13 protein-coding genes, 1 tRNA gene and 1 pseudogene are annotated in these 20,908 nt (G+C 69.9%); 13 read left to right on the forward strand and 2 right to left on the reverse strand.

Annotated features, from left to right (window positions below):
- Positions 1-109: 109 nt before the first annotated feature.
- The gene (locus tag OG293_RS23700; RefSeq protein WP_406000802.1) at positions 110-2,095 is read left to right on the forward strand and encodes an ATP-binding cassette domain-containing protein; all 1,986 of its coding nucleotides are present in this window, start codon (positions 110-112) and stop codon (positions 2,093-2,095) included.
- Positions 2,092-2,949, forward strand: a complete 858-nt coding sequence (locus OG293_RS23705; RefSeq protein ID WP_406000803.1) for an ABC transporter permease — start codon at positions 2,092-2,094, stop codon at positions 2,947-2,949. Before OG293_RS23700 ends, OG293_RS23705 begins: the two co-directional genes overlap by 4 nt.
- Positions 2,950-3,089: 140 nt before the next feature.
- Here the strand turns inward: OG293_RS23705 and OG293_RS23710 are convergent, their stop codons facing one another.
- Complete coding sequence (locus OG293_RS23710; RefSeq protein WP_406000804.1) at positions 3,090-3,692, reverse strand: DNA-binding response regulator; 603 nt, start codon at positions 3,690-3,692, stop codon at positions 3,090-3,092.
- 445 nt (positions 3,693-4,137) lie between these two features.
- Here OG293_RS23710 and OG293_RS23715 point away from each other — a divergent pair, with 445 nt between their 5' ends.
- From OG293_RS23715 to OG293_RS23740, 6 genes and pseudogenes are all read left to right on the forward strand, one after another.
- On the forward strand, positions 4,138-5,748 hold the full coding sequence (locus OG293_RS23715) for a von Willebrand factor type A domain-containing protein (protein WP_406003688.1): 1,611 nt from the start codon (positions 4,138-4,140) through the stop codon (positions 5,746-5,748).
- 264 nt (positions 5,749-6,012) lie between these two features.
- Entirely contained in the window at positions 6,013-6,483 is a 471-nt protein-coding gene (locus tag OG293_RS23720) for a DUF1772 domain-containing protein (protein ID WP_406000805.1), read from the forward strand.
- A 470-nt stretch (positions 6,484-6,953) separates the two neighbouring features.
- Entirely contained in the window at positions 6,954-8,039 is a 1,086-nt protein-coding gene (locus OG293_RS23725; RefSeq protein WP_406000806.1) for a YbhN family protein, read from the forward strand.
- A 44-nt stretch (positions 8,040-8,083) separates the two neighbouring features.
- A pseudogene (locus OG293_RS23730) lies at positions 8,084-8,244 on the forward strand (GntR family transcriptional regulator); the annotation flags it as partial.
- A 362-nt stretch (positions 8,245-8,606) separates the two neighbouring features.
- Positions 8,607-9,218 (forward strand): TetR/AcrR family transcriptional regulator, encoded by a 612-nt coding sequence (locus OG293_RS23735; protein ID WP_406000807.1) that lies wholly within the window; start codon positions 8,607-8,609, stop codon positions 9,216-9,218.
- 179 nt (positions 9,219-9,397) lie between these two features.
- Positions 9,398-11,623, forward strand: coding sequence for an MMPL family transporter (locus OG293_RS23740; RefSeq protein ID WP_406000808.1), 2,226 nt, complete (start codon positions 9,398-9,400; stop codon positions 11,621-11,623).
- A gap of 1,051 nt (positions 11,624-12,674) precedes the next feature.
- On the opposite strand, the gene OG293_RS23745 is transcribed toward OG293_RS23740, so the two are convergent.
- Positions 12,675-12,750: transfer RNA gene (locus OG293_RS23745), tRNA-Arg, on the reverse strand.
- 317 nt (positions 12,751-13,067) lie between these two features.
- Between OG293_RS23745 and OG293_RS23750 the strand changes: the two genes are divergently transcribed.
- From OG293_RS23750 to ettA, 5 genes are all read left to right on the forward strand, one after another.
- Complete coding sequence (locus OG293_RS23750; protein ID WP_406003689.1) at positions 13,068-14,669, forward strand: dynamin family protein; 1,602 nt, start codon at positions 13,068-13,070, stop codon at positions 14,667-14,669.
- 5 nt (positions 14,670-14,674) lie between these two features.
- Positions 14,675-16,447: a GTPase gene (locus tag OG293_RS23755; protein WP_406000809.1), complete on the forward strand. Its 1,773-nt coding sequence runs from the start codon at positions 14,675-14,677 to the stop codon at positions 16,445-16,447.
- A gap of 278 nt (positions 16,448-16,725) precedes the next feature.
- Positions 16,726-17,301: a single-stranded DNA-binding protein gene (locus tag OG293_RS23760; protein WP_406000810.1), complete on the forward strand. Its 576-nt coding sequence runs from the start codon at positions 16,726-16,728 to the stop codon at positions 17,299-17,301.
- A 296-nt stretch (positions 17,302-17,597) separates the two neighbouring features.
- On the forward strand, positions 17,598-18,938 hold the full coding sequence (locus OG293_RS23765) for an LAETG motif-containing sortase-dependent surface protein (protein ID WP_406000811.1): 1,341 nt from the start codon (positions 17,598-17,600) through the stop codon (positions 18,936-18,938).
- A gap of 303 nt (positions 18,939-19,241) precedes the next feature.
- On the forward strand, positions 19,242-20,906 hold the full coding sequence (gene ettA, locus OG293_RS23770; RefSeq protein ID WP_406000812.1) for an energy-dependent translational throttle protein EttA: 1,665 nt from the start codon (positions 19,242-19,244) through the stop codon (positions 20,904-20,906).
- Positions 20,907-20,908: the final 2 nt, after the last annotated feature.

Raw genomic sequence — 20,908 nt, forward strand, 5'->3', positions numbered from 1 at the left:
CGGCAGGCCGGCCCGCCGACGCGTCCGCGGGCAACAGTGCCCCCGGGCCGCCGCCTCGCGGCCCGCCACCCCGAGCGGCTGCGGGTCGTTCCAACCCGCACTCTGCGCGATGTACGAGCGCGTCGCCGTCGCCGGAAAGCCCGACGCCGCAGCTCGCCGGCTTCTCGAAAGCCGGGGCCCCTCCGCCGTCGGCGACCGCATCAAGGTGCCCGCCCTCATCGTCCAGGGCCAGTCCGACTCGCTCTTCCCGCTCGCGCACGCCGACGCCATGGCCCAGCGGATCAGCGCCAACGGCGCGCCCGTCTCCGTCGACTGGATCGCCGGCGGCCACGACGGCGGAGACCGGGAGAGCAGCCGAATCGAGAACCGCATCAGCTCCTGGTTCGACCGGTACCTCAAGCACGACACGTCCGCGGACACCGGACCCGCCTTCCGCGTCAGCAGGACCGGAGGTGTCAACTCCACCGATGGCGAGGCCCTGCTGCGCGGAGCGACCGGCGACCGCTACCCCGGACTCTTCGGCACCACCCGTACCGTCCGACTCACCGGCCGCGCAGCGCGCTTCGTCAATCCGGCCGGCGCCACCCCGCCCGCCATCTCCGCAGTCCCCGGCCTCGGCGGCGGCATCAGCGCGCTCTCCTCCCTCGGTCTCGGTCTCTCCCTCGACTTCCCCGGGCAGTACGCCCGCTTCGACTCCGCGCCCCTGGACCGGTCGCTGCGGATCACGGGTTCGCCGACCGCCCGCGTCAAGGTCGCCTCCAGCACCGGCGACGCGGTGCTGTTCGGCAAGGTGTACGACGTCGGGCCCGACGGCCGCAGCCAGGTACTGCCCTCCCAGCTGGTCGCCCCGGTCCGTGTTGACGACGCCCAGCAGGGCAGGGACGTCAAGCTGACCCTGCCGGCCGTCGACCATGAGGTCGACGCCGGACACCGGCTGCGGCTGGTCCTGTCCGCGACCGACCTCGGCTATGCCTCTCCGGTCGCCCCCGCCACGTACACGGTCTCCCTCCTCGGCTCGGGCACGCTCGCGGTGCCCACCGCGCCGACCGTGGAGACCCAGGCCGCCGGACTGCCCTGGTGGACGTGGGCGCTGCCGGCCGCGGGCGCGGTCGTGGCAGCAGGCCTGCTGATCACCGCCCGCCGCCGGGCGGTCGCCCCGGCACCCGACCCCGAGCTCGCCGACGTGCCCCTGGAGATCATGGGGCTGACCAAGCGGTACGCCAGGTCCTCTGACCGGTATGCCGTGCGGGAGCTGTCCTTCCGCGTCGAGAAGGGCCAGGTCCTCGGACTACTCGGCCCCAACGGCGCCGGCAAGACCACCACCCTGCGTATGCTCATGGGCCTGATCCGGCCCGACGACGGTGAGATCCGCGTCTTCGGCCATGCCATCCGCCCCGGCGCGCCTGTACTCTCCCGGGTCGGCGCCTTCGTCGAGGGCGCGGGCTTCCTGCCCCACCTCTCCGGCCGCGAGAACCTGGAGCTGTACTGGCAGGCCACCGGCCGTCCGGCGAGCGACGCGCATATCGAGGAAGCCCTGGAGATCGCTGGCCTCGGCGACGCGCTCGCACGCGCCGTCCGTACGTACTCGCAGGGCATGCGGCAGCGTCTCGCCATCGCCCAGGCCATGCTCGGCATGCCGGATCTGCTGATTCTGGACGAGCCGACGAATGGACTCGACCCGCCGCAGATCCGCGAAATGCGGGACGTGATGATCCGGTACGCGGCCGGAGGCCGGACCGTCATCGTCTCCAGTCACCTCCTCTCCGAGGTCGAACAGTCCTGCACCCATCTTGTGGTCATGGACCGCGGCCGGCTGGTGCAAGCAGGACCGGTCGCGGAGATCACCGGCGAGAGCGACACACTGCTCGTCACCACAGCCGGGGAGGTGCCGGAGCCGATGGTCGAGAAGATCGCCGCGCTGCCGGGGATCGGCTCGGCGTCCTGTACGGCGGAGGGCTTGCTGGTGCGTCTCGACGGAGCCACCGCCACCGGCATGATCACCGAACTCGTACGTCTGGACGTCCCGTTGACGGGCGTCGGGCCGCACCGACGCCTGGAGGACGCGTTCCTCACCCTGATCGGAGGAACCCCATGAGCACGCTGGTCGAGTCGGCGCCTGGCTACCGGGCAGGGCACACTCTGCCGCTGCGTGTGGAGGCGGTACGGCAGCTCAAGCGCAGGCGGACGCTGGTCATGGCCGGGGTGCTGGCCGCGCTGCCTCTCATCCTGATCGCTGCCTTCGCTATCGGGGGAACCCCGGACGGCCGGGACGGCGGCCGGGTGACCCTGATGGACACGGCCACCGCGTCCGGCGCCAACTTCGCCGCCACCTGCCTCTTTGTCTCGGCGGGCTTCTTGTTGGTGGTCCCGGTGGCGCTGTTCTGCGGCGACACCGTGGCGTCGGAGGCCAGTTGGTCGTCCCTGCGCTATCTCCTGGCCGCTCCCGTCCCGCGCGCCCGGCTGCTCTGGTCCAAGCTGGCGGTGGCGCTCGGCTTCAGCGCGGCGGCAATGGTGCTGCTCCCGCTGGTGGCCCTGATGGCGGGCACCCTGGCTTACGGCTGGGGGCCGCTGAAGCTGCCCACCGGCGGCTCCCTGGACACCGGCGACACGCTGCCGCGCATCGGACTGGTGGTGGCGTTCATCTTTGTCTCCCAACTGGTCACCGCGGGGCTGGCGTTCTGGCTGTCCACCAAGACCGACGCCCCGCTGGGCGCGGTGGGCGGGGCGGTCGGGCTGACGATCATCGGCAATGTGCTGGACGCCGTCACGGCGCTCGGGGGGTGGCGTGACGTGCTTCCCGCACACTGGCAATTCGCCTGGATCAACGCGCTCCAGCCACAACTGGAGTGGAACGGCATGGTGAAGGGCGCCGCGGTCTCGGTGACATACGCCCTGGTGATGTTCGCGCTCGCCTTCCGGAACTTCTCCCGCAAGGACATCGTGTCCTAGCTGCCTCGCGCTGCGACCGGTACGGCACAGACAGGCACGGCACAGACAGGTACGGCACAGACCGGTACCGCACAGGCCAGTACCACCCGGCCCGGCACTGGTTGTTCCAGTACCGCCTGGGCCGAGCACCGTTTCGGACCTCACAGCCAGCCCCGACGAGCCGCTTCCGCTCCCGCCCGGAAGCGGCTCGTCGTGCCGAGGGCGGTCAGCAGTTGCCCGACGCGGCGGCTGTACGTACGCCCTGACATGCCCAGACGGGTCGCGGCCGCCTCGTCCGTGAACCCGGCGAGCATGGAGTGGAGCACGGGCAGAAGGTGAGCGGGCACGGCAGTGGCCACCGTATGCGGGGTGAGATCTTCGCCGGTGTCCCACCAGGCATGGTGCGTGCGGACCAGGGCCTGGACGACGACAGGATCGCGGATCAACAGGAGGCCGTTGTAATGCAGTTCCAGATCAAGAGGTACGACGGCGACCGTGCGGTCCGCGACGACCATCTTGAACGGAATGCAGTCGGTCACCCGCGCCGCGCCGGGCCAGAGCCACGACTCGCGTAAGTGCGTCAGCCCCTGCCGAGGCGCGATACGGCGGACCGTCGGGGTCTGCTCGCCGGACGTACGCACGCAGTAGCCCGCGAATTCCAGGAACGGCTCGGGAATGCCTTGGTCCAGCGCGCCGGCGGGATCGTCGAAGCTGAGGAGTTCACGGCGCGCGGAACGGATCAGCGCACTCAGAGTCGCCCGCACCTGTGCCGCCCCCTGGACCGGCTGCCCGGGCGCGTCCCGAAGGACGGACCGCGAAGCTTCTCGACCGAGCACGGAGCCCGGAGCCACCCCCACTGCCATCGCAGATCATCCCCCGCCTTTCCTCCAGCCATACGGGCCGTCCCCTTCGAAACCCGCATGCAACTCAATGTACGCACACGGCTGCGTATGGTGACAAGCGCCTGTTCAGAGAGTGGCGAGTGTTTGCCAGTCGCTTCGATTCGCGGGGGCGGTGGGGCATTCTGGAGGTGGATGAGGTGATGGCGAGCACCGGTGAACCCCGGAGCCGCTGAGGGAGTTGCCCACCCGGTCGGGGCAACTCCCACTCGCCGTTGTCGCATTGAGATTCATCCGCAACACCTTCGTCTGCTCTCCGGAGCCGTCTCGGACGTCACATTCACAAGTGCTGACGATCCAGGGAGCCCAGATGAAGCTCGGCGTACGGACGTACAGGGGAGTGGCGGCTGCCGTGCTGGCAGCAGGCATGCTGCTGACCGCGGGCTGCGCGGGAGGTGGCCAGGCCGACCGGAGCTCTCAAGGCGGCAGGCAACGGGCGAACGACGGCGTGCAGCCCGCGCCGATAGCCCCGGACGGGGGAGGGGGCCCGCCCGCGCGGGGAGTTGACGGCGGAGCCGAAGGACAGCGCAAGACAGGGGACGCCTCCGAGGACGCCAGGCCCGCGCCCGACTATCTGTCCACCTTCGCGCTGGACGTCGACACCGCCTCGTACGGATACGCCCGCCGTACCCTCGCGGACGGACAGAGGCCGCAGCCGGGGGACATCAGGCCCGAGGAGTTCATCAACAGCTTCTGGCAGGACTATCCGCGGCCCAAGGGCGACGGCTTCTCGGTGACCGTCGACGGCGCGCGACCCCACAGCGCCGAGGGCGAGATCAGGACGGAGGCGCAGAGCGAGGCCGGAGGCGGCGAGGGCTGGTCGCTGATTCGGGTCGGGCTCTCCACCCGTCCCTCCGACAGGAAGGGCGACCGGCCGCCGGCCGCGCTCACCTTCGTCATCGACATTTCGGGTTCGATGGCCGAGCCGGGCCGCCTCGACCTCGTCAAGGAGTCGCTGGGAATCCTCACCGGCGAACTGCGCGGCGACGACTCGATCGCCCTCGTCACCTTCAGCGACGAGGCCGAGACGCGGTTGCCCATGACGCGGCTGGCCGGCCGCCGGGACCGTATCCGCTCAGTGATCGAGAGCCTGGAGCCCACCGATTCCACCAATGTCGAGGCGGGTGTGCGGACCGGCTACGACACGGCGGTCGAGGGGCGGCGCCGAGGCGCCACCAATCGCGTCGTGCTCCTCTCCGACGCCCTCGCCAACACCGGCGAGACCGACGCCGACGCGATCCTCGCCCGGATCGACGACGCCCGTCGCGAGTACGGCATCACGCTGTTCGGCGTGGGCGTCGGCAGCGAGTACGGCGACGAGCTGATGGAGCGGCTCGCCGACAAGGGAGACGGCCACACCACCTATGTGTCCACCAGCGAGCAGGCCCGGAAGGTCTTCGTCGACCAACTGCCCGCCCACATCGAGCTGCGCGCGCGGGACGCCAAGGCGCAAGTGGCCTTCGACCCGAAGACGGTCAAGCAGTTCCGTCTCATCGGCTACGAGAACCGCGCGGTCGCGGACGAGGACTTTCGCAACGACCGGGTGGACGGCGGTGAGGTCGGCCCAGGCCACACGGTGACCGCGCTGTATGCCGTACGGCTGCGCGAGGGGGCGAGCGGCCATGTCGCGACCGCGACCGTCCGCTGGCTCGACCCGCGCACGCGTGCACCGCACGAGCAGACGGGCTCCGTCGAGACGGATGCGGTGGATGGCGGGCTGTGGGAAGCAGCGCCCAGGCGGTTCCAGGTCGCGGCGCTCGCGGCGTACTTCGCCGAGTCGCTGCGGGGCGGATCGATGCCGGGGGCACCCGGGCTCGGGGAGCTGGCCGAGAGGGCGAGGAAGCTGGCGGACTCGACGGAGGACGGCGCGGTGTGGCAGCTGGCCGACGCGATCACGCAGGCGCAGCGACTGCGGGACTGAAGCCGAATGCACTGACACGCCAGATGCACCGCAGGCCGATGGGCCAGTGATCTGTGAGTCAACGGCCGGTGAACCGAGGGCCGGTGAACCGAGGGACGTGAACCGACGGCCGGTGGGCCAACGGCCCGCGGACTGACGGGCTGTCGAATTTCGAGGCGGGGCGACCCGGATTCCGGCAGTCCGTCAGAGTGGGCGGTCGGGCCGTGATCGCGTGTCCCGTCAGGACCGCTGCGCCACCCGCCTCACCGGGCCATGATGTGCGCCATGGCCTCCGTTCTCCTCGCTCTCGCGATCATTTCCAACGGTCTGTACGCGGGCTTCATGCTGACGTTCCGGACCGCAGTCATGCCCGCGCTCGCCCGGCTGTCCGACGATCAGTTCCTTCCCGCCATGCGCCATATCAACGAGGTGGTGCCGCGCCCCCTGTTCCTGCTGAACTTCTTCGCGATCATCGTCTTCCCGGCCGTGTCCCTGGCGGTCCCCGTCGACGACCGCACCGACACCCAGCGGTGGCTGCTCATCGCCGGCCTGGTCTGCGCGGTGATCAATCACCTCATCACCGCTGGCGGCAACATCCCGCTGAACAACGCCCTCGCCAAGGCGGAGAACGACCCCTCGGCCGGCTCCGACGGCGAGGTCCGCAAGGCCTTCGAACCCCGGTGGAATCAGCTCCATCTGGTCCGCACCCTGTTCACGATCGCCGCCTTCGCGCTGATGGTCGGCGCCGCGCTGTAGTGACCGTGAACAGCCTCACGGTCTCCTGTCGGCCGACGATCTCGTCGACCCCGGACGTCGCCGTCCACTCCTTGGCGCCACTCATGCCGGCTCGACGGACGGACACGCCATCACCCAGGGCAACCCCGGCTGTAGGAGGCGAAGGGGTGAAGGGGCGAGGGCGTGCACGTGGAGGTAGGAGATCTCCGTCAGCTCGCGCTCCCGACCGGCCGCGCTCCCGGGGCTCCCAAGCGGGTCGGCGTCGGTCCCGCCGGGCGCCGCCGGGTATGCGCGCTGCTGCTCGATGCGTCGCCGAGTGCGGGCCTTTCGGCGCGTCGACTTGTTTCCGCCATCGACGTATCGGCCGGAAGTCGAATTCAGGACACCGGGACGTCGCGAGCGGGGGGCAGGTTCCCGGGAAGCCCCTCCCGCCCCACCGCGACCGCGCAGCGGGACGCGCCCGACGATGAAGGACGGCAGAGAGCGTGGCCATGCCCGAGCCCCTGACCGTGTCTGAGCCCCTGCCTGTGTCCGAGCCCTTCACACCGCCCCTGCCTCAGTCCGCGCACGAGCCCCTGTCCGCGCCGAACCCCTTCACCCCGCCCGAGACCGCCACCCCGTCCCGGCGGCCCGCGGACCGCCTGCGCCGTATCCCCCTTCGCGAGATCCTCTGCCTGCTCCCTTTTGCCCTGGTCACCGCCTGGGCGGTCGGCAACTGGTCCCTGGTCGCCTCCGGTGTCGGCCGTCTGGGTGGCGCTCACATCGGCTGGCTCGTCGCGGGAGGTGTCGTCACCGGTCTGTGCTGGGTGGCCGCGTCCTGCGTACGTCAGGGAACGGTGGTCGAGGGACTGCCCGTAGGACGGCTGCTGGCCTCGCAGTTCGCCGCCGGAGCCGCCAACCACCTCCTCCCGGCGGGACTGGGCGCACATGTCGTCACCCTGCGTTTCCTGCGCGGCTGCGGCATTCCGTTGGACCGGTCGACTGCCTCGCTCGCCCTCTACTCGCTGGTCGAGGCGGTGGCCAGGGTCGGGCTTCTGGTGGCGCTGGTGCTGGCTTTCCCGGGTGCCCTGCGCCTGAACGAACTTGTGCCGCCCGGGCGGGCGGTGCTGAGTGTCGCCCTCGCCGCCGCGGCTGTGCTCGCGACGGTGGCGATCGTGCTCCGTGCCGTGCCGAGGGTGCGCCGGATCGTCCTCGACTTCCTGCGTACGGCCCTGACCGACGCACGCGCCCTGCACAAGAAGCCCTCACGGGCGCTGGCCCTGTGGGGCGGCGCGGTGGCCTTCCCGCTGCTGCAGGCAGGAGTGCTGGTCTGCGTGGCGTTTGCCCTCGGGGTGCCGGTTCCCTGGCACTACATCGTCGTCGCCTACCTGGCGGCGAGCATCGCGGCCGGGATGATCCCCGCGCCGGGCGGCATCGGTTCGGTGGAGCCCGCGCTGGCGGTCGCGCTGGTCACCGTGGGCGCGCCGCTCGTGGTCGCCACCGCGACGGTCCTGGGCTTCCGCTTCCTCACGGTGTGGCTGCCCCTGCTGCCGGGGGTGGCGATGCTGGCGGCGCTGGTTCGATGGCGGGTGCTCTGAGGGCCAGGTCCGGGCGGCACCGGGCTTTCCGTGCACGCGGCAGGGCGTCCACCCTCCGGATCAACCCCGGCCTGGCGGTCTCGCGATCACCCGCGTCGCCGCCGACACCGCCGGCCGCGTCCTCGAAGCCGCGCTTCTGGTGTTCCCGGGGGATCACGTCGAGGCGGTCTTCACCACTCACCACGTGCTCGACGAGAGGCAGACGACGCGAGCCCGGCCACAACCTTTTCGTCCCGAACTCTCGGCTGAGAGGCTATCGGGGTCCAGCGGGCTGGGCAGTCGGCCGTTGACGGCTCTTGGTGGTCGGCGGCTGTCATGGTGGTCGCTGTACTTCGCTGCTGTACCGCAACGGCTCCGGAGCGATTGCGCCGTTCGCGCCTTGCACCCCCACTGACCTGCTAGGAAGTCAGGTCGTCGTGCTACGGGGTCGCGCAGTACGTCGGAGCGGACGCACGAGCCCGGGAGCGATGGAGACACTCATCGAAATCGAGAGTTTCGAAAACTTGCTTTTCGATTGGCTGGATGGCTACAGTTCTGGTGTCAGCTAAGAACGGATCAGGAGCAGCCATGGCCGAGGCACCCTCAGCATCGCGGCGCCGCAAGCTCACCCCGGAACGGGAGCGTGAGCTGCTGGCGGTGACGGCGGAGCTGGTCGGCGAGGTCGGCTACGAGCAGGTGACCATGGCCGCGGTCGCGCAGCGGGCCAAGTGCAGCACGGCCACGCTCTACCGGCAGTGGGAGAGCAAGCCGCGGCTGGTGATCTCGGCGTGGAAGGCCCTCACCGCTGAACACAAGCACGACCTGTCGCACGTCGATACGGGCACTCTGCGTGGTGACTTGATGGGCGCGGTCGAGTACCTGGTGGCGGACGACCCGGCCAATGGCACGTTCGCCTCGGTGCCAGCCGCGATCGTCCAGGACGAGAGCCTCATGGAGATCGTCCGGGAGATTCTGATCCACCCCATCCTCCGTGACCTCGCCCAGCTCCTCGACCGTGCCGTGTCCAGAGGAGAGATTGCATCCGGCAATCCGGTCATCGGCGTCGCGGACCAGGTTCTGTTGGGTCCCTGGCTCGCCCAGACCATCCTCTTCGGGACTCCTGCCACACAAGAGCTCATGGAGTCCGTCGTCGACCTGGTTCTCCTGCCGGCCCTGACCACGCAACACGCCACCGTGTGACCTGACGTCCGCTCCCTCCCCGGCCGCGCCGCTCCGGCTCCGCCGACAGTCCTCCACGCCCTGACCACGGCCTGAGCGCCGCCCGTCTGCTTTCGCATGCCCTGTAGCGCCCCGCGCCCATGTCGCCGGGTTCAGGGCACCGCGCGCCCAAAAACACCTTCGATTCGGAGCACCTCCTCATGGCAACCTTCCTGCACAGGATCGGCAGGGCCGCATTCACGCGGCGCTGGCTGGTCGTCCTCCTGTGGGCGCTCGTCCTGGGCGCCGTAGGCGCCAGTGCCGCCAACAGCTCAGGCCCCGCCAGCTCGAGCGTCACCCTGCCCGGAACGGAGGCCCAGAGGGCCCTCGACCTCCTGGGGGAGAAGTTCCCGGCCGCCAACGCCAACGGAGCCACCGCCCGCGTGGTGCTGCGTGCTCCCGCCGGTGAAAAGATCAGCAGCGCCGACAACAAGGCCGCACTCAAAACGATCCTCGCCGGCGTGAAGGACTCCTCCTCCCGTATCGCCCAGGTCAGCGACCCCTTCGCCTCCAAGACCGTCAGCGCGGACGGCACCACCGCCTACGCCCAGGTCAGCTACACCGCCAAGGACGCCGACCTGACCGACGGCGACCACAACAACCTGGACAAAGCCCTGGAATCGGGCCGTGACCAAGGGCTGACGGTGGAGGCCTCCGGCAACGCCCTGGCCCCGCCCGCGGAGAGCCACACGGCAGAGGCCATCGGCTTCGCCCTCGCCGCGGTCATCCTCCTCATCACCTTCGGCTCCCTCGTCGCCGCCGGCCTGCCCCTGCTCACCGCGCTGGCCGGTGTGGGCGTGAGCATGGCCGCGATCACCGCGCTCAGCGGCCCGTTCAACCTCAACAGCAACGCCTCGGCCCTCGCCACGATGCTGGGTATTGCCGTCGGTATCGACTACGCGCTGTTCATCATTTCGCGCTACCGCTCCGAGCGAGCGGACGGATACGACGCCCGGGAGGCGGCCGCCCGTGCCAACGGCACCGCCGGAACCGCCGTCGTCTTCGCCGGGATCACCGTGGTCATCGCCCTGGCAGGTCTGGCCGTGGTGAACTTGCCCATCCTGACCGCGATGGGGCTCGCCGCCGCCGGTGCCGTCATCGTCGCCGTCCTCGTCGCCACCACTCTGGTTCCCGCCCTGCTGGGCTTCGCCGGTGAACGCGTCCGGGGCAGGACACGCAAGAACGCTCCCGGCACTGGCAAGAGCAGGCCGGGACGGACCGGTCTGGCACAGCGCTGGATCTCCTACGTCCTGCGCAAGCCGGCGAGGATGCTGATCCTGGCCGTGGTCGCACTCGGCGTCGTGGCACTGCCCGCAGCGAAGCTCGAACTCGGGCTGCCGGACGACGGCTCCAAGGCCGTCTCGTCCACCCAGCGCAAGGCCTACGACATGCTGTCGCAATCCTTCGGCCCCGGCTTCAACGGCCCTCTCACCGTGACCGTCGACGACCACGACCCGGCCATCGCCCGCACCGGCGCCCAGGACATGGGCAAGTCCCTCACCAGCCTGCCGGACGTGGCAGCCGTGACCCCGGCCGTCTTCAACGAGGCCGGCGACACCGCGATCATCACCGTCATCCCCAAGAGCTCACCCGGCAGCGAGGCCACCAAGAACCTCGTCCACGACATCCGCACCCTGGCCGGTGACCTGCACAAGGACACCAGGGCCCGTTCCCTGGTGACCGGCACCACGGCCCTCAACATCGACATCTCCGACAAGTTCAGCGCCGCGATCGTGCCCTACCTGGCGCTCGTCGTCGGCCTGGCCATCCTCGTACTGATCCTGGTCTTCCGCTCCATCCTGGTTCCCGTCAAGGCTGCCCTCGGCTTCTTGCTCTCCGTGCTGGCCTCCCTGGGCGCCCTCGTTGCGGTATTCCAGTGGGGCTGGCTGAAGGACCTCATCGGCCTGGAGCAGACCGGCCCCATCATGAGCCTGATGCCCGTCCTCATGGTCGGCATCGTCTTCGGCCTGGCCATGGACTACCAGGTATTCCTGGTGACCCGCATGCGCGAGGCCTACGTCCACGGCGCCGCCGCCCGCTCCGCGATCAAGGCAGGCTTCCACCACAGCGCCACCGTCGTCACCGCCGCGGCCCTCATCATGATCAGCGTTTTCGCCGGCTTCGTCGGTTCCCAAGACGCCATGATCAAGTCACTGGGCTTCGGCCTCGCCATCGCCGTCGCCTTCGACGCGTTCATCGTCCGCATGACGATCGTTCCCGCCGTCCTCGCACTCCTCGGCAAACGCGCCTGGTCACTGCCCGCCTGGATCGACCGCATCCTCCCCAACGTCGACATCGAAGGCGAAAAGCTCACCCACCACACCCCGGCTGTCACCCCCGCGGACCACCAGCCCAGCTTCGTCAGCGCCACGGACCACAACCGCTGACACCACCCACCCCCACGGGCCCGCGGCCATCACAGCGCCGCGGGCCTGCCCCTGTTCGAAGGACGCCGATGCCCCGGGTACTCCTCGCCGGCGGACCCACCCTCGTTCGTGACGCCTATGCACACGTCATCGCCGCAAGCCCAGCCTTCAGCCTCCAAGCCCACACGGCAACCATCGCCGAGGCCCTCACCATCCTCTCCACCACAGCCTGTGACATCGTCCTGATCGAAGCCCGCGAACTGGCCGGAGCCACACCAACTGCGACCTGGACCTCACTCAACCAGGCACACACATCAACCGGATCATGCACAAAGTCGCGCTGTCCAGCAGAGCGCACCTCGTGGCCCTCGCCTACGAAAGCCGACTGATCACGCCTTCCCCAGGTACTGCTCTGGAGTAGCCGCACCAGCTGACCAGGCTGGTTGGTCAGCGTCTTACGCGTCAGGGGCTTCTGATCCGTAGCTCTGCATAGACCGGTCAGGGACGGTTATTTAGGCCGCGCTTCGGGTCTACAAGGACGCCGCGGGACGGGACCGGTTGCTGTACTTCGCTGCTGTACCGCAGCTCTACACCTGAGCCCGCACAGCGCGGGGGCGACCGACGTGACCGTCTGCCCCGCGCCGCGCCTGAGGGTCAAATGGCGCCAAGGTGGGCGAAGTCCGCCCACTCTTTTCGCCTTCGTTCGAGCAGGTCGACGTATAGGCGGGACGGAACCCGGCGGGGATGGCGGCGGCCGTCGAACACGTGGAAGCGAAGGCGGCGTGGCCACCGGAGAAGCTGTCGAGGTCGACTCCATCGTCGGCCGGCGCGGTGCTGGCGCCGCCCAGCAGGATGCCAGCAGCCAGGACAGATGCGGTCAGGACAGATGCGGTCAGGGCAGATGCGGTCAGGGCAGAGCGCATACGCATGCTTCTCGCCCGCGAAAACCCGGTGACAGCCGGACAGCCCCGGACCTTCCCCTTGATCATCAGGGAGGCGTTCGGGGCTTCGCCGTATCGAGTGAGGCATGTCCTGACCAGCAAAAAGCCCTCCCCAAAGGGAGGGCGGAGACTGGCGCCCCCGGCAGGACTCGAACCTGCGGCCAAGCGCTTAGAAGGCGCCTGCTCTATCCACTGAGCTACGGGGGCCGAATGGTGGCCTCGGTGGCCTGGAGCCCCTCGTCGGGTGGTCCCTGACCTTGCCGGGGACAAGGATAGGGCTCCGATCGCCTTGACCCCGTTGCTTCACCTGCGTGGCACGATGTGGAGGTTCGGTGAAGCGAACCGATAATCGCAGGCAGGTGCGATTCACGCACCGCTTTTAGCGCCTCACGTCTCGGGTGTTGTGCACTCGTTATGCCTGCGCCCCACTCATCCCGTCTGTCCCGTCTGTCCGACCGGCGCGCAGGGAGGGCTATACGCTTCAAAAAGCCGATAAAGTTGGGCATTCTTCGCATGTGGTGACCTTGGATGCACGGCCTCAGCTGATCGACGCACTCTCCGCCCTCCGCGACCGTGTCGCCGCCGTGCGTCTCCCTCTTCCCCTTCCCGGTGCTGAGCGCGCACGGCAGACGCGCCAGGAGCTGCTGGCGCAGCTCGACGACTATCTCGTGCCCCGGCTCAAAGAGCCCGAAGCGCCCCTGCTCGCGGTCGTCGGCGGGTCCACCGGGGCCGGGAAGTCGACTCTGGTCAACTCCCTGGTCGGGCGGCGGGTGAGCGAGGCCGGGGTGCTGCGGCCCACCACGCGTACGCCGGTGCTCGTCTGTCATCCGGACGATCACCACTGGTTCGCCGGGATGCGCGTGCTGCCGCACCTCACCCGGGTCTGGCTGCCGCAGCAGGACGAGACCGAAGGCGAGCGGGACCGAGGGCGCGGGGGCGACGAGGAGCGTTCCCTGCGGGTCGAGACCGCCCCCAGCCTCCCTCGCGGGCTCGCCCTCCTCGACGCGCCCGACATCGACTCGCTCGTCGTCGAGAACCGGTTGCTGGCCGCCGAGTTGATCTGCGCCGCCGACGTGTGGGTGATGGTGACGACGGCTTCGCGGTACGCCGACGCAGTGCCGTGGCATCTGCTGCGTACGGCCAAGGAGTACAAGGCCACCCTCGTGAGCGTGCTGGACCGGGTGCCGCACCAGGTTGTCGCCGAGGTCTCGCGGCAGTACGCGGCGTTGCTGACCAAGGCCGGTCTCGGCGAGGTGCCCCGGTTCACCATCCCCGAGCTGCCCGAGTCCGCGGGCGGCGGGAGCGGACTGCTGCCCACCACCGCGGTGGCACCCCTCCTCGCCTGGCTGGCCCACAGGGTGCAGGACCCTGCAGCCCGCCAGCAGGCCTTGGGGCATACCGCCGCGGGCGTGATCGACTCGCTGAAGGCGCGGATTCCGGAGCTCGCGTCGGCGGTGGCGGGGCAGCACGCGGCTGCCGTACGGCTCACAGGCGCGGTCGAGGACGCGTACGACAAGGAACGCGAGCGGGTCCGCCAGCAGCTCAGGAGCGGCGCGGTGCTCGCCGGGGACGCGCGGACGCGCTGGCGGGGCTTTCCACGCGACAGCTCCGCCTCCGAGCTGCTGGACGCCCTCGTCGGCAGCCTCTGCGCGCTCCTCCAGTGCGCCGTGGCCGCCGCCGAAGAACGCGTCCAGGAGGCATGGCGGCACGAACCGGCCGCGGGCGCCGTCGTCGTACGCGGTCGGCGGGACCTGGAGTCGTCGGAACGGATCGGCATCGCCGTACGCCGCTGGCGGCGCGAGCTGGAGGAGCTCGCCGAGGAAGCGGTCCGCCGGCCCGAGCTGAACCTCGCGCCCGACCCCGAAACGGTCGCCGCTCTGGTCGCCGCCGCGCTGCTCGGCGGGCGGCGGGCCCGGGGAGCCGGGGAGCGGCTCGCCGAGCGGATCGGCGCCAAGGGCGCGGTGCGGCTCCGCGACAAGGGCGGCGAGCTCATGGCGACCCATATCGACGGCGTACTCCACGGGGAACGCGACCGCCGTCTCGCACCCCTCGACGCACTCGAAGTGACCCCTGAGCCGCAGGCCGAGCTGATCGCCGCGCTGTCCGTACTGCAGAAGGAGAGGTGACGGCGGTGACCGCCATCACTGATGACGAGAACGAGGCCGGGGACCGCTGGGACGACGGGCTGATCGCCCGTCGTGCCGGGAGCCGGGAAGCACCGGTGGAGGCGGAGCCGGAGTCCGAGGAGGTCGGCGAGGAGCATGTGCCGATCGGCGGGGCGTACGTCGGGCCCCTGCGGGTACGCCTCGACGCCCTGCGCGAACTCATCGGCCTGTCGCGGACCCGGCTGGACGGCGGCGCCCTCGCGGAGGCGGGCCGCGTTCTCGACGAGGCCGCGGCCCGGCAGCGGCTCTCCTCGCGCCACACCGTCGTCGCCATCGCGGGAGCGACCGGCAGCGGGAAGTCGACCCTCTTCAATGCCCTTGCCGAGGTGCCGATCTCGGAGACCGGGCTGCGCAGGCCCACCACCACGGGACCGATCGCGTGCACTTGGTCGGAGGGCGCGGCCGGACTGCTGGACCGGCTGGCGATCCCGCCGCGGCTGCGGCGCCGGCCGCTGGCGGGCGGCAACGAGGAACTGTCCGGGCTGGTGCTGGTCGATCTGCCCGACCATGACTCGGCCCTGGTCAGACACCGGGAGCAGGTGGACCGGGTGCTGGCACTGGTGGACGCGGTGATCTGGGTCGTGGACCCGGAGAAGTATGCGGACGCGGCGCTGCACGAACGGTATCTACGGCCCCTCGCCGGGCATGCGGAGATCACCTTCGTCGTGCTCAACCAGGTCGACCGGCTGCCCGGCGAGGCCGCCGACCAGGTGCTCGACGACCTGCGCCGGCTCCTCGACGAGGACGGCATGGCGCTCGGCGAACACGGCGAGCCCGGAGCGGCCGTCCTTGCCCTCTCGGCGCTCACCGGGGACGGCGTCGACGAGCTGCGGGACATGCTCGGGAAGTTCGTGCAGGAGCGCAGTGCCCCGGCGCGGCGCCTCTCCGCGGACATCGACGCGGCGGCGATGAAGCTGCGCGGGGTGTACCTGGCCGACGGCCGGACCGGCCTCGACGAGCGCTCCCGGGACGACTTCGCGGCGCGGCTGGCCGAGGCGATCGGGGCGAAAGCGGCCGGTGAGACGGCGGAGCGCGAGTGGCGCAGGAACGCCAGCCGGGCGTGCGGGACGCCGTGGCTGCGGCTGTGGCGCTGGTACGAGAGCTCGCGCACGCCGGGCAGCGCGGCACCGGAGGCTCCGGCGCCGGTGGAGGACGAGCAGACGGCACGGCAACGGGTCGAGCAGGCGGTGCGTACGGTCGCGGACGAGGCCGCGGCGGGGTTGCCCGTGCCCTGGGCCCAGGCGGTGCGCGAGGCGGCCGTGCGCGGGGCCGACGGGCTGCCCGAGGCGCTGGACGAGCTGGCGGCACGCGAGGCCACGGAGACGAGCGGGCGCCCGCTGAGGCCCGCCTGGTGGCCGGCGGCGGTGCTGGCGCAGGCGGCGATGACACTGCTGCAGATCTACGGCGGGCTGTGGCTGGTGGGCCAGATCATCGGCGTACTGGAGCCGGGTCTGCTGGTGCCCGCGTTGCTGATGCTCGCGGGGATCGTGGGCGGCCCGCTGGTCGAGTGGGCGTGCGCGGCGGCTGTCCGGGGGCCGGCGCGGAGGTACGGCCAGGATGCGGAGCGGCGGCTGCGGGAGGCGGCGGCCGGGTGTGGCCGGGCGAAGGTGCTTGACCCGGTCGCGGGGGAGCTCATGCGGTACCGGGAGGTGCGGGAGCAGTACGCCACGGTGTCGGGGAAGGCGGGGGCGGGCCGTCCGGTCGCCGGGTCGAACGGGACGGTGCGGCTGCTGGGGTGACGGAGCGTCGTACCGGTGGCGCTGTGTACGGGCGGCGCGTTCGCCCTCCTGGTCGCGGCCTGCCCGCCACCCGGAGGGTGACGTGTTTTTCCACAGTGGGGCGGTGGTCCACAGGCTTCGGCGGGCTCAGCCTGTCCGGTCCAGCATGGAGACCGGTCACCAGAGATCGACAGAGATCGGCAGGGATCGACAGAGATCGGCAGGGATCGACAGGGGCAGAGCGGGACCGGCACGGACAGCGGGACCGGCCAGGGCAACCGAACGGGGAGGTGGCTGTCGTGAACGACACGATGGTGACGGTGGTGGGCAATGTCGCAACGAACGTGGAGTACCGGGAATCGGTGGCCGGAGGTATGGCGCGATTCCGGTTCGCGGTGACGCCGAGGCGGTGGGACAGGCAGAGCGGAAGCTGGACGGATGGGCACACCAGCTTTTACACGGTCTGTGCCTGGCGGTCCCTCGCCGTGAATCTGGCGGGATCGGTCTCCGTCGGTGAACCGCTCCTCGTCCACGGACGATTGAAGGTGCGTGAGGAAGAACGGGACGGGCAGCGCCGGATGTCCGTGGAGATCGACGCCGTATCGGTCGGACACGATCTGGCGCGTGGGACCTCCGCGTTCCGGCGCGTGGTGAAGGCCGACCCGAATCTGACGGCGGCTCGTCCCGCGGGGAGTTCCACCGGACGCGAGCGCCTCACCGAGCGCGCCGCGGATCGCTTCGAGAAAAACGCGGCAGGAGAACGCGTCACGAGGGATTCGTGGGATCGCGGCGTGAGCGGCTCGGGGGATCGCGTCGCGAACGGAGCCGTCGAGAGATCCGAGCAGGTGAGAGCGCATCCAGTAACCACGCCCTGACCAGGAGTTGTGGAGATTTGTCGATTCAGAAAGGGGGATTCGGCGATGGCGGAAGTGGCCGCGATAACGATTCCGAGTCGGAATGGTTGTCGGACGGTATGACGGGGGACTGGGATGCGCCGCGTCCTTAGGATTTCGGCGTACTCACGGGGCACTTGAGTCTGCAGGCGAGGCACTCCCCCCACGCGTCACACGCGAATAGGCCTCGTCCGGAGGGGAATTCTGTGTTTGCTGTGTTCTCTGCGTCGGCCGTACGCAGGCGGGGCGCCGTTCGTCGCCTCACTGCCGCGGCTGTGATGTCCGGCCTCATCGCGACGGGCTCGCTGGCCGCCGCCGGTGCGGCCACAGCCGACGACGGTGGTCAGCACCAGGGCGGGGCGGTCGCCACGCTCGACGGGCTGAAGACCTTCGACCGGGCCGTGCTCCGTACGAAGGGCAAGAACCACGAAATACCGGCCGGGGTCTTCGAGATGACCGTCGACGGCGGCGGTCGCCTGAAGACGTACTGCATCGACATCCACAACCCCACCCAGGACCAGGCGAAGTATCTGGAGACCCCCTGGAACCAGACCTCTCTGGGCGCCAACAAGGACGCGGGCAAGATCCGCTGGATTCTGCAGCACTCCTACCCCCAGGTCGACGATCTGGCGGTGCTTGCCAAGGAGGCGGGCAGCGGGCCGCTCTCCGAGAGGACGGCCGCGGCCGGCACCCAGGTGGCCATCTGGCGCTATTCCGACAAGGCGGACGTCGACGCGCTCGACCCGGCGGCCGAGAAGCTCGCGGACTGGCTGGAGGGCAAGGCGCAGAACGTGGCGGAGCCTAAGGCGTCGCTCAGCCTGGAGCCGAACGCCGTCTCCGGCAAGGCGGGCGGGCGGCTCGGTCCGGTGACGGTACGCACCGACGCCGGGCAGGTCGCGATCGCCCCGCCGGCCGACGCGGCCGCCAGCGGCATCAAGGTCACGGACTCGAAGGGCAAGCCGCTCACTTCCGTGGTCAACGGCGCCCAGCTGTACTTCGACGTACCGGCTGGCGCCGCCGACGGATCGGCGACGCTGACCGCGCAGGCCACCACGTCCGTGCCGGTGGGCCGCGCGTTCGCCGGGGCGACCAAGAGCCAGACGCAGATCCTGGCCGGTTCCAGCGAGTCCACGGTCTCCGCGAGCGCGACGGCGACCTGGGCGAAGGCGGGCGCGATCCCCGCGCTCTCGGCGAAGAAGAACTGCGCCAAGGGCGGAGTGGACATCACCGCCGCCAACAAGGGCGACGCGCCGTTTAGCTTCGAGCTGATGGGCGTCAAGCACACGATCCCGGCCGGGACGTCCAGGACGGTCACGATTCCGGTCGCCGAGGACCAGGCGTACGACTTCACCATCACCGGCCCCGGCGGCTTCAAGAAGAACTTCAAGGGCGTCCTGGACTGCAGGACCACCGGAACCCCGGGCCCGGACAATCCCCCGTCCCAGCCCAGCCCGGCCTCGGCCGGCGGCACATCGGGCGGGCCTGAGGGCGACCTCGCCGCGACGGGCAGCTCCAGTTCCACCCCGATGATCGCGGGCATAGCCGTCGCGCTCGTCGTGATCGGCGGTGGAGCGGTCTTCTTCCTCCGCAAGAAGAAGACACCGCCCGCCGGGGAGTGAGCACGGGTGGGCGCACCGTGACAGTGCGCCCACGACGGCCCCGGAGCGCCCGCTTGAGTTCTAGTGGTCCTCGCAACACCCCAGCTCAGGGGATGCGATGGATTTCAAGATCCGGAGCCGTCGCCGCCCCGGCGGTCCGCCGTCACCGGCTGCGGTACTCCTGCGTCGTCCGGGTGGTCTCGCCGTCACCGGCTGCGGCACTCCGGATCGAGGGCCTGGCACCTACCCGTTTTCGCCCAGGGGTGGCGGTACGGCAAGATGGGGTGTATCTCTGCCCACCCACTTCTTGCCGGACGGTTTCTCTTGGCTGAGTACATCTACACGATGCGCAAGACGCGCAAGGCGCACGGCGACAAGGTCATCCTCGATGACGTGACGCTGAGCTTCCTGCCCGGTGCGAAGATCGGTGTGGTCGGCCCCAACGGCGCCGGTAAGTCCACCGTGCTGAAGATCATGGCCGGTCTTGAGCAGCCCTCCAACGGAGACGCTTTCCTCTCCCCGGGCTACACCGTCGGCATCCTGCTCCAGGAGCCGCCGCTGGACGAGTCCAAGACCGTCCTGGAGAACGTCGAGGACGGCGTCCGCGAGGTCAAGGGCAAGCTCGACCGGTTCAACGAGATCGCCGAGCAGATGGCGACCGAGTACACCGACGCGCTGATGGAGGAGATGGGCAAGCTCCAGGAGGAGCTCGACCACGCCAACGCCTGGGATCTCGACGCCCAGCTGGAGCAGGCCATGGACGCGCTGGGCTGCCCGCCCGGCGACTGGCCCGTCACCAACCTCTCCGGTGGGGAGAAGCGCCGCGTAGCCCTGTGCAAGCTGCTGCTCGAAGCCCCCGACCTGCTGCTCCTCGACGAGCCCACCAACCACCTGGACGCCGAGTCGGTCCAGTGGCTGGAGGCGCACCTCGCCAAGTACCCCGGCACAGTCGTCGCCATCACCCACGACCGGTACTTCCTCGACAACGTCGCCCAGTGGATCCTTGAGCTCGACCGCGGTCGTGCCCACCCCTACGAGGGCAACTACTCCACCTACCTGGAGAACAAGGCATCCCGCCTCAAGGTCGAGGGCCAGAAGGACGCCAAGCGCCAGAAGCGTCTGAAGGAAGAGCTCGAGTGGGTCCGCTCCAACGCGAAGGGGCGGCAGGCCAAGTCCAAGGCCCGACTGGCCCGTTACGAGGAGATGGCGGCCGAGGCCGACAAGATGCGCAAGCTGGACTTCGAGGAGATCCAGATCCCGCCGGGCCCGCGTCTGGGCTCCGTCGTCGTCGAGGTCAACAACCTCTCCAAGGCTTTCGGCGACAAGGTCCTGATCGACGACCTGAGCTTCACGCTGCCGCGCAACGGCATCGTCGGTGTCATCGGCCCGAACGGCGCCGGCAAGACCACGCTGTTCAAGATGATCCAGGGTTTCGAGACCCCGGACTCCGGTGAGATCAAGGTCGGCGAGACCGTCAAGATCTCCTACGTCGACCAGAGCCGCGCCAACATCGACCCCAAGAAGTCCCTGTGGGCGGTCGTCTCCGACGAGCTTGACTACATCAATGTCGGCCAGGTCGAGATGCCGTCCCGCGCATACGTCTCGGCGTTCGGCTTCAAGGGCCCGGACCAGCAGAAGCCGGCCGGTGTCCTGTCCGGCGGTGAGCGCAACCGGCTCAACCTGGCGCTGACGCTGAAGCAGGGCGGCAACCTGCTGCTGCTCGACGAGCCCACCAACGACCTCGACGTCGAGACGCTCTCCTCCCTGGAGAACGCCCTGCTCGAGTTCCCCGGTGCGGCCGTGGTCGTCTCCCACGACCGCTGGTTCCTGGACCGCGTCGCCACGCACATCCTGGCGTACGAGGGCGAGTCCAAGTGGTTCTGGTTCGAGGGCAACTTCGAGTCGTACGAGAAGAACAAGGTCGAGCGGCTCGGCGCGGACGCGGCCCGTCCGCACCGCGCCACCTACAAGAAGCTCACCCGGGGCTGAGT

The sequence above is a fragment of the Streptomyces sp. NBC_00829 genome (assembly GCF_045161795.1).
Taxonomy (GTDB): Bacteria; Actinomycetota; Actinomycetes; order Streptomycetales; family Streptomycetaceae; genus Streptomyces.